Origin of the sequence: Aneurinibacillus migulanus (assembly GCF_001274715.1) — a bacterium.
Lineage (GTDB): Bacteria > Bacillota > Bacilli > Aneurinibacillales > Aneurinibacillaceae > Aneurinibacillus > Aneurinibacillus migulanus.
Genome location: NZ_LGUG01000004.1, coordinates 2,172,690 through 2,185,666 on the forward strand (window position 1 = coordinate 2,172,690; position 12,977 = coordinate 2,185,666).

Here is a 12,977-nt window from a genome sequence, read left to right on the forward strand (position 1 = left end):
TACTATATAAATTACACTTGATAGTTTGACAGGGTAGCGTGGTTGAAAGGAGGCGATTCGGAAAAAAGAAGAGGCTGGATGCGCCCTGCGATCCGGTAGAAGAAAAGCCAATGTGTCTTTTTCCGACCGTTCCCGCCCTTCCTTCTTTGCTTACCTCCCACCATAAAAACTTGTCGATTTATCAAATCAGATGTATATAGGAGGTACATGAGAGTAGCGTAAGTATACCGTAAATCGTGAAATTTGATCTTCGTTACTTGCGCTACTTTCATTAACTTACGAAATGCCTTCCGAACGTTGCTGGACTTTAACGTTGTGCCAATACTTGTAAGGACAAAATGTCAGTACAGTGATACACCACTTTGAAATTCTCGAATGGCTTTAAGCTTGGTATGTACATATATAAATAGCTTTTTGCTTGAATATTTTTAATTTTATGTTGGTGTCATTTATCACGATACTTATAATATAAATAGGAAAAAATTCCTTAAAGTGCAAGGGGGGCAAAATGAAAAAGATATGTGCAGCCTTATTGGCACTAAGCTTAACAACAGGAGCATACATAACAATTGATTCAAGTTTTTCACCAGTTTCTGCGGCGACAACGCAGAAAGTGTCATCTGTTAAAGTCACGAAAAAAGTACAACCAATTAAACTTCCAGGTGTAGATGGAAAAGTGGAGTATCCTCAAATTTCAGGAATGAAGAATACAAAATTACAAGCAAATCTAAATAAAAAATTTGTTGATTATGCTAATCAAGCAAATAAAGCAGCAATTGAATTAAACAAGATGGCTATCGAATATCCTGCTCCAGGAGATGGAAAATATAACGTTACTTCAACATATATACTAAAAAGAAATAAGGGTGGAATCTTAAGTCTTGTTTACAATAATTATGCATATACTGGTGGAGCACATGGAAATTATTTTTACGAAGGAATTAACATCAATTTGAATACAGGAAAAACTTATACACTTAAGGAACTCTTTAAACCTGGAGTGAATTATGTGTCCATTATAAGTAAGGAAATAAAAAATCAATTAGCAATCCAAAATAAGTATTGGGATTTCAGAAAAGAAGATTTTAAAGCTATTCCTGCTAACCAAGAATTTTACTTAACAGACAAAGGGATCGTAGTATATTTTTCTACGTATGAATACACCTCGTTTGCTACTGGAATCCCGGAATTTGAAATTCCATATTCTAAGATTAAAAAGTATCTAACTCCTGGATTATAAAAGATGTAGTTTGTATTTATAAGAGAACATACTATAAATAAAAGCCTCCATTTTTAATAATGGGGGCTTGAAATCGAGTGAATAAAAAATGTCAGGCAATACTAACAAGCTGAGAATCAGAACAAAGCAGAAACACTAGCCTTTTTCGGTTGTATCAGCTTTCAATGAATTGAAATAAAATAGGGCCAATCTATATAAATTACACTTGATAGTTTGACATGGTAGCGTGGTTGGAAGGAGGTGATTCAGAAAAAGAAGAGGGTGGATGCGCTCTGCGCTCCAGCAGAAGAAAGGCAAACGTGTCCTTTGCCAGCGAGAATCTTATCTTAATTTTAATAAATAGCTTTAGATACAATATCCAGCAGCCGTTACATATAAGGTTGCTTTTATTTTTTTCAGTAAGAGATCCGTTTTAGTTATAAAATTAAACATAATATATATTGAGGTTTATTTGTGTAACTTGATTGAAATAGTCATGATATATTATGTTGAAAAGTCAAATAACAGCAAATACATAGCAGTACAAGATGGCCGTAGCTGAATAATATAGGTATAAATTGTACAGATATCTATTAAGATAGTGAAAAGGGGCTGTCCTAAGAGTCGATTTTGGCAGCCCCACTTTTCGAATGATATAACACGAAAAGCAAGCATCCCGTCCCACTTTTGATAGTGAAACGGGATGTTTTTTCGTACGCTTTTGGGATTCAGTTCTCCTTTTAGGACAGCCCCAGGAAAAATCAAATCAATCTGTTATTAATTTTGAATACATATTGAGGTCGATAAACTTTCCTTTTGATTTTTCGTACTGTCTAAGTGTCCCTTCAAACGTAAAGTTTAACTTTTGTAAGACTTTTATTGAATTCACGTTTTCAGGTTCTACTTTTGCCTCGAGTCGATTTAATTTCAAAGATGAGAATGCGTAGTCTAACAAAGAATAAATAGCTTCTGAAGCATATCCCTTACCCCAAAATGCTTTAGCAAGGTCATATCCAATTTCTGCTTTTTCATTTTCAAAATCCAAGGAATTATAACCGCAAGAGCCGATAATCTCATTGGATTCTAATTCAATTATGGAGAAACGAATGGCTTTGCTATCCTGAGCAAGTTCATCAAGAAGTTTGATCATATCTTTTGCCTGATTTTCATGAGTGAAACAATCGACATTCATGAACCTGGTAACATCCGGATCAGACCAAATTTTAAATAGGCTAGATGAATCTGATACCTTCATTTTTCTTAGATGTAATCTTTCTGTGTATAACTCTGTAATCAATACTTTTACCCCCAGTATATTTGTATAGTTAGGTTAAAAATATTGATATCTGCGCATAGTTCAGTCCCTTCATTTTTAAGATAGTTTTATTATACAGGGTACAAAAGCATAAAGAAATGGATAAATAATCGGTTTCGTTATGTTAAAGATAAAGTATTTTGGAGTATTTTTATGAAATAGTACTTGCATCAAAATAATGTTGCTCATTTAACGCACTATCACCACTATATAAGTTACGGTTAATATTTTGACATGGTAGCGTGGTTGGAAGTAGGAGAGATGGAGAAAGAAGAGGGTGGATACGCCCTGCGCCCCGGCAAAAAAAGGCGGACGTGTCTTTTTCCGACCGTTCCCGCCCACCGCCCTTCCTTCTTTTCTTATCTCTCACCACAAGAATTTGTCGATTTATCAAATCGGATGTATATAGAATGGGGTTATTTTTTTGTATTTGGTATTTTATTTGGTGAATAATTGTTAATTTATGGTTTAATATTATGCGGAAGGATGATTTTATTTGAACAAGGAGAGATTTTTACTTGGATGAGATTAAGCTAGTAATAAAAACAATTGATGACCAAGATTACACGGATATTTACATTAATAACAAAAGATTAGTTGAGATTCTAAGGGAATTTGAACTTCAATATGATTCAGACATAGCAGGTCTATACAGAGGGTTACCAACCGATGTCGTGTTCTTACCATCTAGGCATTTATTAGATCAGGTATGACTATGATGGTAAGGTATCTGTCTTAGAGCGTGAGTGTGGATTTCCAGGTTGTTGGGATTTTAATATTAAGATTACACTAGAAGATGATAAAGTCATATGGAGTGAATTTGAACAACCTCATAGAAGTATTGATTCAGCAGGTGGATATTGGAGCTATGATAAATTGAAGCCTTTTGTCTTTGACAGGAAGCAATATGAAGTTGAACTAAGTAAAAAAGCATAATGTTCATAAAGAACAATTCTATTAAAGTTATTTAAACGATGATCTTTTGAGGAGAGGATTATAATAATTATTACTTGTGATACTGCTTGTAACATGGGATATATATCTTCAACCACTAAGCAGGAATGTATCGGAATACCAAGATGGCAACAAAATAGCTAATTATTTTAAACGCATCCGAAAAAGCAATATCAATACCTAAGTTTTTTTATTAAAGTTTTGTTGCCAAGTTTTAATAAATTCGACTTTATCACGTAATTCTTGGTCAGCACGTACTTGGGGTTCAGCCGAGATAAAGGAGTTGATGATACTTGAAACTATTATCAATTTTTAAAATTCAGATAACGGTGGCGTTTCTTCATTACGAAGGATCGCTTTTTTTATTTTACAAACGCGGCAGTAGAATTGAAAAACAAAAAAGGGCCTTAGCCTGAAGGTTCTTTTTTTCATTCTCCATAATCCCCCTGTTATCTTGGCAGTTATTAATATCACCATACAATTGAACGAAGTAATGCTATAGACCTACACTTAATCAAAAAGCATACGATAAACTCGAAGCAGTGTTTATTTAAATATTGCATTAAAAAAGAGTTGTATTATGGTATTAATTTGTATATAATGTACATAAAGTATATATACAATATGTTAGTGAGGTTTTTTATGTGCAAGTTATCATTTCAAATAATTCGAAAGAACCTATTTATGAGCAAATTTATACTCAAATTAAAAAACATATTCTGACCAATGAATTACATGCAGGGCAATCTCTACCTTCAATGCGACAGTTAGCGAAGGACTTGGATATAAGTGTTATTACAACAAAACGTGCTTATGAGGAACTTGAGAAGAACGGATTCATATATTCGGTTGTCGGGAAAGGGTCTTTTGTATCGGAGCAGGATAATAAGATGATTAAAGAGAGAAAAATGAAAGTAATTGAAGAGCAATTGTTGTCGGCAATTCAAAACAGTAAAGAAATTGGCATCTCACTTACAGAATTAAAGGATCTGCTTAAACTGTTATATAGGGAGGAAGAATAGTGGAAAATGTTATTGAATTAAAACATGTTAATAAATCGTTTGGTGATTTTCACTTAAAAGATATTTCTATGACTGTTAAAAAAGGGTTTATAACTGGGTTTATCGGTGGTAATGGCGCTGGAAAATCTACAACGATTAAACTTATTATGAACTTATTACAACCTGATAGCGGATCGATTTCGATATTCGGGTTAGATTATAAAGAACATGAAAAAGAGATCAAGCAACGAATTGGTTTTGTATTTGATGAAAATATTTTCTATGAACACTTAACACTTGCAGAAATGAAGAGGATTATAAGACCCTCCTATATAAATTGGGATGAGAGCCTATTCAATCACTATATTAAAAAATTTGAACTACCGTTAAATAAAAAAATCCAGTCATTTTCTAAAGGAATGATGATGAAAGCTTCTTTAACAATAGCGTTATCACATCATGCAGAGTTAATTATTATGGATGAACCTACATCGGGATTAGACCCAATATTTCGTAGGGAGTTGCTAGATATACTACATAATATAATGCAAGATGGGAAGAAAACGATCTTCTTTTCTACTCATATTACAACAGATTTAGATCGTATTGCAGATTATATTACTTTTATTCATAAAGGTCAGCATATTTTCACAAAGAAATCTTATCAAATTGAGGAAGAGTATGCCATTGTAAAAGGAGGAATGGAGTTATTAGATCAAGATACAGAACAGGAGTTTATTTCCATTCGAAAATCTAACGCTGGTTTTGAGGCATTAACATCTAATAAAGCACGGATAGAAGATGTTTTTGGGGATTTAGTTTTGATTGAAAAACCAACGATTGAAGAGTTGATGTTCTATATAAAGAGAGGGGCGGAGTAGGATGTTTAACTTAATACGAAAAGATATAATTTTACAAAAGAAAAATTTAATGATATTATTGCCAGCTTTATTTGTTTATTTAACTCTAAATATATCATATATCTGGTCAGGTTTTGTATTTAGTATCGTAATTATAATGAGCGCTTTTTCAATAGATGAAAAATCTCGAATAAATACCCTACTGAATTCACTACCTTATACACGTAGAGAAATTGTTAGTTCAAAGTACATTGGGGTACTTATTTTCACTTTAATTGTAGTTCTTACAATTTTTATTGGAAATTTGATCATTCATAGGGAACTAACGCTCTGGAAAGATCTTATGTTTATAGTAAGCCTTGTTATGGTATCTACTTCATTTATTTTGCCATTTTCTTATCAGTTCAAAAGCCAATATTTGTTCATAGGCTCACTTGTTTTAATTGGTATATATATGGTGTTGATTAGTACTATGTTCCAAAATTTGAACGATATAATTAGAGAAAATTTACAAATAGTATTATCGTTGCAAAATATTAATGTTTATTTGTTAATTATATTTTCCATTATTATTCTATATGTTTGTTCCTGGCTACTGTCGATTCGTATTTATAGAAATAAAGTATTTTAAAGGAAAGGTGTAGAATTCTACAAATAGAGATTTTTACTGAGTGATTTAATATTTATTAGAATACATATTTCAATATCACACCTGTTGATTATCCATAGATAGGAAGTAATAAGATGCACGCGTCGGCGTGCTCCCTCGTCTTTTTCTCGCAAGGAAGAGCTACGGCCGCTTTGTGGCACCAAGACCGGACCGGCAAAACATCAGGGTTTTTCGGGTGCGGGAGACGAGCCGCCGCTCGTTTGAGGCACGGTGTGGTGGCTATCCATTCTGGATCATACTGGATAATCAACACCCTTGTTTCAATAATAATTGTATTTTTTGCTTTTTCCCATTTGAAAGCTTTATATGAGGTTATATTTACAATGAGAACTGGTAAATGATATTCATTTTTCGATGAACGGTAAACGTAAAGTAACTCCAAAATATACAATAAACGTTGATTTTGGAGTTATTTTACGTTTACCTAATAAACAGAACCCAGTAGGACAAGGAAACTAAAATAGAAAAAAATATCCGGATGCAGTAGACGAGCATCTAAAAACTACAAGTTGTAAATAACAAAAAAGAGGGTTTAAAAATTATGACGAAAAATGTTTGGAAAGCTAATCAAGTGATTAGTATAGAAACAAGGTGCAAGGACGAAGATAGGAAGAATAATATTTATGTTTTAGCACAAATGATTAATAAAGCTCAACTACTGATTTTTGATTTATTCAGTGACGATAATAATTGGGGGGATGTTAATTTAAACGAAGTTCCTATTTTATTCAGTACGTCCGTAACAAGACAGTTTATTAAAAATAGTAATATTTATAAACAAAACATAAAACCCATTACAAATTACAAATTCCCTAAATATAAAATAGAATCTTTAGGTATGGGAAGTAGACATGTGACTGTATGGAAAGGAACAACAAATGAACGGAAAGTATTGATACTGGGTCAAGGTGGAGGTAGATTAATAGAAGAAGGTATGTCTACAGGTAGTTATAAAACTAAAATAATTATGCCTTCAATTCCTGTAACAGATAGCGAGACCATAGATAAATATGAATTAACTAATGTCCGGGTTTATGCAGAATTTAATGAACGATTATATCTTTGTTATAAGTTTGGAAAAAACGTAGATCCTTTAAAAGATCTGATTTTTGATAGACCAATTCCTTTAGAATATAAGGAGTATATTGATATTATTTCTTCATAAAAACACTCTTGATAAGAGTTTACTTATTTTTGAAACTAGAAAAATAATATTCGGTGACTATACTTGTAGTACCCGCTTCGGGAAATTTGCAGGAATCTGTACAGTTCCTCTACCGAATAGGTAGTTTGAAGAGCTTCCACAATCTGATGTTTTACGGCTACACCTCCTGATTCAAGATCTCTAACCACTTTTTTAAGACCGCATTCTCCATTTCCAAACGGCGAACATACCGCTCCTAATCGACATAGTCTGTCCTTCTCCCTCTATGTTCAAGAATACTGAACTCCCCTTGTTCCCGATACTTCCTCATCCATACCTTTAGACGTCCTATATCCTCAATTCCCAATAACTCCGCTACTTGTTTTTTTGTCTTACCTTGTAATCTCATTTCCGCTACTTGCTTTTTTAACTCAAAACTATAGGTCTTAAATTTTTGTCCCTTTTTTGCCATAACAAAGATGCACCTCCTAAAGTAGTATGGATGTTCCCTAGGGGTTTTTCCACTGTCTACTTTAAGAGGTGCACACTAAAAATTCGGGAGGCTTTTTTTATGATTAATTCGTTATGTTTCTAAACTTTACTGTAACAAAAGAAAGATTAAACAGTTTTATTGTCACTCAGTCACACTATATGGAGCCTTCTCTGATTGCTATTTATCTGTTATGATATAAAAGTTAAATTCAACCTAAAGGTGATTCCATTGGCTACTGAAGCAAAAGAAGATAAAAGTTATGATTTGACTATCGTCTATGACTATAAAGAACATCCTGATATTATTAGTGGACGTTGTGATAATTGCGGTAACGCCCACTTCAAAAGTTCAGTTAAGGATACGATCTTCCTTAGAGAATGCAGAAAGTGTGGTATGAAAAAGAGTATTTAACCCTATACATGATATAGGGTTATTTATGCTATTTTTGCAATAATGGTTGCTTTTAAAAGTTAATTTTACTAAAGAAATCCCAATTGCATTTTGTTTATTTTTTTGTTTTTTCTTGTTTTTCTCTCTTATTAGTATACCAAATAGAAAGTTCACAAAAATTAGGACAGATAAAAGACCTAATCCTGCTGGAATCCCAAAAAAGTTTCCGAATACGAAAAATTCAAAAACAGAACGAACTGTTTTCGGAGCAAAAAAACCTCATATTGTAATAAAAATGATAAAAACAATAGCTGTTCCTATAAATTCAGACGTACCTTCTGTATTCCCAAATACCATTCCAGCAATGGCCAGTACAATATTTGCAAACACTATCACAAAACAAAACCAAATAAATATAGCAAATAGTGTTTTAAATAACCCTTTTAGCAAACTTATAAATAAATCAAGGGTGTTGATTATCCAGTACGATCCAGAGTGGATCGTCACCACACCGTGCCCCAAACGGGCGTCGGTTCGTCTCTCGCACGGAAGCATAGAGGGCTGCTTTTACCCCCGCCAAGCGGCCGTGTCCCCTTCCTTGTGAGAAAAAGACGAGGGAACACGCCGACACGTGCATCTTATTTCTTTCGATATATGGATAATCAACAGGTGTGATTCCAAATATTAAATAAATACTGCCTCCGTATAAAGCAACGGATCTTACATCATGAACAGGTTGATTGTATATCATCTCCAAAACAATATAGTAAACTAATAAACCAATAGGAAGAGAAATAAGGATAGCAAGGATACGAATCCAGTTAATGCTGCGCATAGTTGTATACTTCTTTTCTTTTTTCTTATTTTACCTTGGTTTGTTGATTAATGTAAGTAACATTATGGACTACACTTTTTCAACTACTCCTCTTCTTACTCTTAGTCTATTTACAAAAATGGGAGCAAGTAAAAATAGGGCGCCTAATACGGCAAAGAATAATCCGTATCCTAATAATGACTGATCATTTAAAGGGATTTCAAAACCTAATCTATAGATTACTACAGTTCCGCGAACTCCAGCCAAAAAACTAGCTAAAACATCATATGCGTTGTAAAGAACGTACCCACCAAGAGCTAATAATAGGACGTTAATAATTTTCCATTTCAACATGATATCCCCTTTCAACTTATGGCTCATTAAATCCAAACATGGCCATCAAAATAATTGGCACGATTGTTACTATAATCACAACAACAGGAATAAACCAAAGTGCAAAATATTTAAGTCTTCCAATCTCTCCACGTATAATTGAGATAATACTTAAAACAATACTCAAAACTAAAATACCTGCACCACCAAAAAGTAGCACACTGATTATATGACTAGATAGTACTATATTGTAACTCATAGCAATAAGCAAAAATCCCAATATGGTTAATACAAAAGACCAGATACTATATTTTTTATTCCTCAAATTTGTAACTACTCCTTTCTACATCTTTATATAACTCACCTTAATTTCCAAATAAGTGAAATGAACTGCCTGAAAATATAAACTGGACTTCATTAGAACTGAAGAAAAAGTAAAAAGATGCAAACTACTGGAACCCAAATGGCCAAAAAAGAAAATACCTTATAATTTTTGATAAATTGACTCCAATAAAAAATCACAGAACCCAGTATGGTTATCGCTATATAAATATTTGATAAATCGAAAAAGACTATCACTTTTTTACCAAATAAGTACCCTAAAAGACCAAATAAAAAAGTGTTTATAGCATAATGAATTATGTTTTTGTTAAAGAATTGATTTATTAAGCAATAAAGTAACGCACCAAAAGTACATCCTAAGTAATTAAGAGATAAAAACAAAAGAAGTAGCAATATTTGTAGTTTGCTTATAAAAAGAAGAACCAGTCTAACAACAAATAGTGATGCTCCTGCACCTTTAAAATATGATTGCATAAAATCTAATCCAAAATGTATTTAATACTAATTAGGCCCTATTTTTTTACAATGAATTTTCCATAGAATATATTCTTAAGCTATTCTGTTTTCGCAAACCAAGTTATCTGACTAAAAAATGAGGCAGCTTCCTGATGTGTCAGGAGAGCTACCTTTTTTACATTTTCTTATTATCTGATGTTCTATTGCTTTACATTGTTGTAAATTGTATATGATATTGTTTTGGTAAATTTTCATTGCCGACATGTTCCAAGTCTAAATCCCGATTTATATATAAATTGTATGTTTTTTCTTTTTGATAACCACCATTTGGTGATTTAACTACCAATGTTTGAGGATCACTTATTTTTAATGAAACGGGAACTGGTTTATTATCTTGATCCTGGACATAGACAGATTTTGCATTCATAATCTCTTGATTTATACCGTGATCGAAAGTAATAATCCATTCTTTATCAGGAGATACATTAGATTGAGCCATTTGTATATCTAAATGTTTATCAGTATCTTTTGTAAGGATTGAATATCCAACATAACTTCCTATTCCTATGAAGATTAAGGCACATAAAGTAACAAGTTTCTTTTTCAAAATATTCCCTCCTTATATACCTTGGTTAATTATACCATTTAAATCCTGAATAGTAAGCTTAATCATACTTAATTTTTTATTAGGTACCCCTTTACTATTTATATACATCTTACTTTATAAATGTACATATTCTTGTGGTAGGAGGTAAGAAAAGAAGGAAGGGCGATGGGCGTATCCACCCTCTCTCTTTCTCCATCTCTCCTCCTTCCAACCACGCTACCCTGTCAAAATATTAAGTGTAACTTATATAGGTAGTTCTGATACTCTTCCTGTCTATCATCTCCTACCTTTATAGCAAGCAATTTTTCAAGCCCCTCGATATGTTTTTTTAACAAAATAGTAACCTCCCATAATGCCTGTCTTTACAAATTTGATTCGTATGAACTAAATTCTTTGGTCTAATTCCCTGTATTTTCATTTTCTAGAGGATTATGTAGAAATAACCACGAACTTATATTCTTATTATAAAGGGAAATTAGGGAGTGATGAAATGACGAATTTGGAACAGGCGGGAATGGATGAAATTTATCCGGGAGAAAAGGAGAAAGCAAACATGGCTAACCATAACGATGCAACAGATAATGAAACGAACATAAATGAACAGGATTTATCGGGATTTGCTAATGTGTATATGATTGAATTACTGTACAAGGAAAAGCCACAGCTGTCCAAGCAGGCACTTTACGAAAAAATGCAGCAATATACCGGAGAAGTGCAATTACCGGAGGAAAAAGTTACGCCAGCAAACTCCGAAGATTCTCTGGCGGTGTGGGAAACGAATAAGGACAAGCCGGATGAATCGGAATCAGGGGTGATACTTTTTTTTCATATGAATCATATGGTTCCATTTCAAGAAGGACCGTTGCCGGCACAGACCTGCATCATGACTTCGGAGCGTGCGCCGCAAGTCGAGTCATATGAGTCGGCGCTACAGCAAGCTTGGCACTGGACGGAGGCAAGAGAAGCCGTTGCAGGCTGCAGTCATTCATTACTGTTGACGGATTTTTGTGCAAGAGGATTGGATTACAAGGAGCGCCTGCAATTGATTACCGGTGCGCTTCGTGCGTTGTTGGAAACTGCGCCATGTGAAGCTGTTTATTTTCGAGCTAGCGACAAGATCGTACAACCACAAGTTTATTTGGAGGCGATTAATGCAGGACAGCGTTTGTATGGGGCGATGAATGTCCGTTTTTATAATGTGGAAGGAAGAGACAGCGGAAGAGACGAAATGCTCATAGATACATGCGGTCTGGCTGCGCTCGGCGTGTCGGATGTGCAGTGCCATTTCTATGATATGGAACCGAATGAAGTAGCTTCTTTGGTCGGAGATATTGCCTATTATATTTTCGAGCAAGGAGATGTCATTCGTGATGGAGAAACCGTCGGCTCTGAAGAGTTGCGCTGGCTGTGCGAGCATCAGCATGCGTTAGCTGCGCCGCCGCGTTATGTGCTGGATTTGAACCCGGGTCCGGAGCATTATGCCGGTATTCAGCATCACGATCAGGAAGGCGGAACTGAATGATGTGCTGGAGGATACGGATACATTGGTGGAAGACTTGAAGCGGGCAGGAGCGAATTCGCAAGTATGAATTGGTGCTAGGGAAGCTATTATTAAGAAGCTCATAACGAGTTTTGATTGAAGCAATCGACACAAATAAAAGAAATAAACCACTCAAAGCAACTGTTAAGGAGCCTATAGTTTGATTATATTCCAAAAACAAGTTATTATCGTCATAGGTGTTCCTACATAGGTAACAGTGGGAGAGGTTTGAATGGAAGCTGAATTGTATTTAAAGCAGGATAGCAGTGGTCAACTATATGTAGATTTTGACGCTCCTCCTGGACTTGCACCATCTGAATTTGTTGAACAAATTTTCCAATGTGTCGACTCTGGTTATCGTATTTTAGGTATTCATATGCCAAACGAAACGAGTAACGGCGATTGGGAAGCCTTTTTGATTCGTGACGGTCACTCTGTTCGTCATTTGGTTTGTTATCCTGGTACGAATTGTATAAATTATGAAATGGCTATGGAGACGTTTGACTTTTTTGTGAGAAGGCTCGGGTATGAAAAAGTTAGATGAACATGCTATTCAATTGAACCATATGTACATTTACATGTGTTGACAATTTATATTACGAAGCATATAATGTCTCGTAAAGAAAGCACACAAATTCGATGACGAGAACAAGTACGTTGTGAAGCTGTTCCCCAGAGAGCCGGTATTTGCTGAAAGCCGGTGTTCAGTTCGCAGCCGAATATCCTCTCCGAGAAGTCAAGCTGAATTACAGTAAGCTTGAACGGTTGTCTACCGTTAAAAAGAACGCGTATGATTGTACGTTGCTGAGTGCTATTGATGAACGGGTCGTAATCAATAG

At 34.4% G+C, this 12,977-nt stretch carries 18 protein-coding genes and 1 other annotated feature (1 of these 19 only partly in view); of the genes, 9 read left to right on the plus strand and 9 right to left on the minus strand.

Annotation, left to right across the window (positions count from 1 at the left end; genetic code table 11):
• Positions 1-11: 11 nt before the first annotated feature.
• Positions 12-185 (minus strand): hypothetical protein, encoded by a 174-nt coding sequence (locus AF333_RS35130; RefSeq protein WP_235496414.1) that lies wholly within the window; start codon positions 183-185, stop codon positions 12-14.
• A 323-nt stretch (positions 186-508) separates the two neighbouring features.
• Here AF333_RS35130 and AF333_RS12490 point away from each other — a divergent pair, with 323 nt between their 5' ends.
• A complete protein-coding gene (locus AF333_RS12490; RefSeq protein ID WP_052520684.1) occupies positions 509-1,240 on the plus strand; it encodes a DUF3298 and DUF4163 domain-containing protein in 732 nt (243 codons plus the stop codon).
• A 199-nt stretch (positions 1,241-1,439) separates the two neighbouring features.
• Here the strand turns inward: AF333_RS12490 and AF333_RS35135 are convergent, their stop codons facing one another.
• From AF333_RS35135 to AF333_RS35140, 3 genes are all read right to left on the minus strand, one after another.
• Positions 1,440-1,595 (minus strand): hypothetical protein, encoded by a 156-nt coding sequence (locus tag AF333_RS35135; RefSeq protein ID WP_235496415.1) that lies wholly within the window; start codon positions 1,593-1,595, stop codon positions 1,440-1,442.
• 390 nt (positions 1,596-1,985) lie between these two features.
• On the minus strand, positions 1,986-2,516 hold the full coding sequence (locus tag AF333_RS12495; protein WP_043068906.1) for a GNAT family N-acetyltransferase: 531 nt from the start codon (positions 2,514-2,516) through the stop codon (positions 1,986-1,988).
• A 169-nt stretch (positions 2,517-2,685) separates the two neighbouring features.
• Positions 2,686-2,928, minus strand: a complete 243-nt coding sequence (locus AF333_RS35140) for a hypothetical protein (RefSeq protein WP_235496417.1) — start codon at positions 2,926-2,928, stop codon at positions 2,686-2,688.
• A 124-nt stretch (positions 2,929-3,052) separates the two neighbouring features.
• On the opposite strand from AF333_RS35140, the gene AF333_RS12505 reads away from it, so the two are divergent.
• The 5 genes from AF333_RS12505 to AF333_RS12530 all read left to right on the plus strand — a co-directional run bounded on the left by AF333_RS12505 (position 3,053) and on the right by AF333_RS12530 (position 7,184).
• On the plus strand, positions 3,053-3,247 hold the full coding sequence (locus AF333_RS12505; RefSeq protein WP_043068908.1) for a hypothetical protein: 195 nt from the start codon (positions 3,053-3,055) through the stop codon (positions 3,245-3,247).
• A gap of 885 nt (positions 3,248-4,132) precedes the next feature.
• Entirely contained in the window at positions 4,133-4,510 is a 378-nt protein-coding gene (locus AF333_RS12510) for a GntR family transcriptional regulator (RefSeq protein ID WP_043068909.1), read from the plus strand.
• Positions 4,510-5,370: an ABC transporter ATP-binding protein gene (locus tag AF333_RS12515; protein ID WP_043068910.1), complete on the plus strand. Its 861-nt coding sequence runs from the start codon at positions 4,510-4,512 to the stop codon at positions 5,368-5,370. The genes AF333_RS12510 and AF333_RS12515 overlap by 1 nt, the downstream gene beginning before the upstream one ends.
• 1 nt (position 5,371) lies before the next feature.
• Entirely contained in the window at positions 5,372-5,980 is a 609-nt protein-coding gene (locus tag AF333_RS12520) for an ABC-2 transporter permease (RefSeq protein ID WP_043068911.1), read from the plus strand.
• A gap of 580 nt (positions 5,981-6,560) precedes the next feature.
• Positions 6,561-7,184: a hypothetical protein gene (locus tag AF333_RS12530; RefSeq protein WP_173585751.1), complete on the plus strand. Its 624-nt coding sequence runs from the start codon at positions 6,561-6,563 to the stop codon at positions 7,182-7,184.
• Positions 7,185-7,419: 235 nt separating this feature from the next.
• On the opposite strand, the gene AF333_RS12535 is transcribed toward AF333_RS12530, so the two are convergent.
• A complete protein-coding gene (locus AF333_RS12535; RefSeq protein ID WP_043068914.1) occupies positions 7,420-7,635 on the minus strand; it encodes a helix-turn-helix domain-containing protein in 216 nt (71 codons plus the stop codon).
• Between the two features lie 249 nt (positions 7,636-7,884).
• Here AF333_RS12535 and AF333_RS12540 point away from each other — a divergent pair, with 249 nt between their 5' ends.
• Positions 7,885-8,067: a hypothetical protein gene (locus AF333_RS12540; protein ID WP_043069016.1), complete on the plus strand. Its 183-nt coding sequence runs from the start codon at positions 7,885-7,887 to the stop codon at positions 8,065-8,067.
• Between the two features lie 442 nt (positions 8,068-8,509).
• On the opposite strand, the gene AF333_RS12545 is transcribed toward AF333_RS12540, so the two are convergent.
• From AF333_RS12545 to AF333_RS12565, 4 genes are all read right to left on the minus strand, one after another.
• Positions 8,510-8,881, minus strand: a complete 372-nt coding sequence (locus AF333_RS12545) for a hypothetical protein (RefSeq protein WP_043068915.1) — start codon at positions 8,879-8,881, stop codon at positions 8,510-8,512.
• 69 nt (positions 8,882-8,950) lie between these two features.
• Positions 8,951-9,211, minus strand: coding sequence for a hypothetical protein (locus tag AF333_RS12550; RefSeq protein WP_139188912.1), 261 nt, complete (start codon positions 9,209-9,211; stop codon positions 8,951-8,953).
• 19 nt (positions 9,212-9,230) lie between these two features.
• A complete protein-coding gene (locus AF333_RS12555; protein WP_043068917.1) occupies positions 9,231-9,518 on the minus strand; it encodes a hypothetical protein in 288 nt (95 codons plus the stop codon).
• 681 nt (positions 9,519-10,199) lie between these two features.
• The gene (locus AF333_RS12565; RefSeq protein ID WP_043068919.1) at positions 10,200-10,598 is read right to left on the minus strand and encodes an Ig-like domain-containing protein; all 399 of its coding nucleotides are present in this window, start codon (positions 10,596-10,598) and stop codon (positions 10,200-10,202) included.
• Between the two features lie 490 nt (positions 10,599-11,088).
• On the opposite strand from AF333_RS12565, the gene AF333_RS12570 reads away from it, so the two are divergent.
• The gene (locus AF333_RS12570) at positions 11,089-12,120 is read left to right on the plus strand and encodes a DUF4261 domain-containing protein (RefSeq protein WP_235356735.1); all 1,032 of its coding nucleotides are present in this window, start codon (positions 11,089-11,091) and stop codon (positions 12,118-12,120) included.
• 250 nt (positions 12,121-12,370) lie between these two features.
• Entirely contained in the window at positions 12,371-12,682 is a 312-nt protein-coding gene (locus AF333_RS12575; RefSeq protein WP_043068920.1) for a hypothetical protein, read from the plus strand.
• 86 nt (positions 12,683-12,768) lie between these two features.
• Positions 12,769-12,977 (plus strand) — a binding site (T-box leader); it runs 37 nt beyond the window's last position.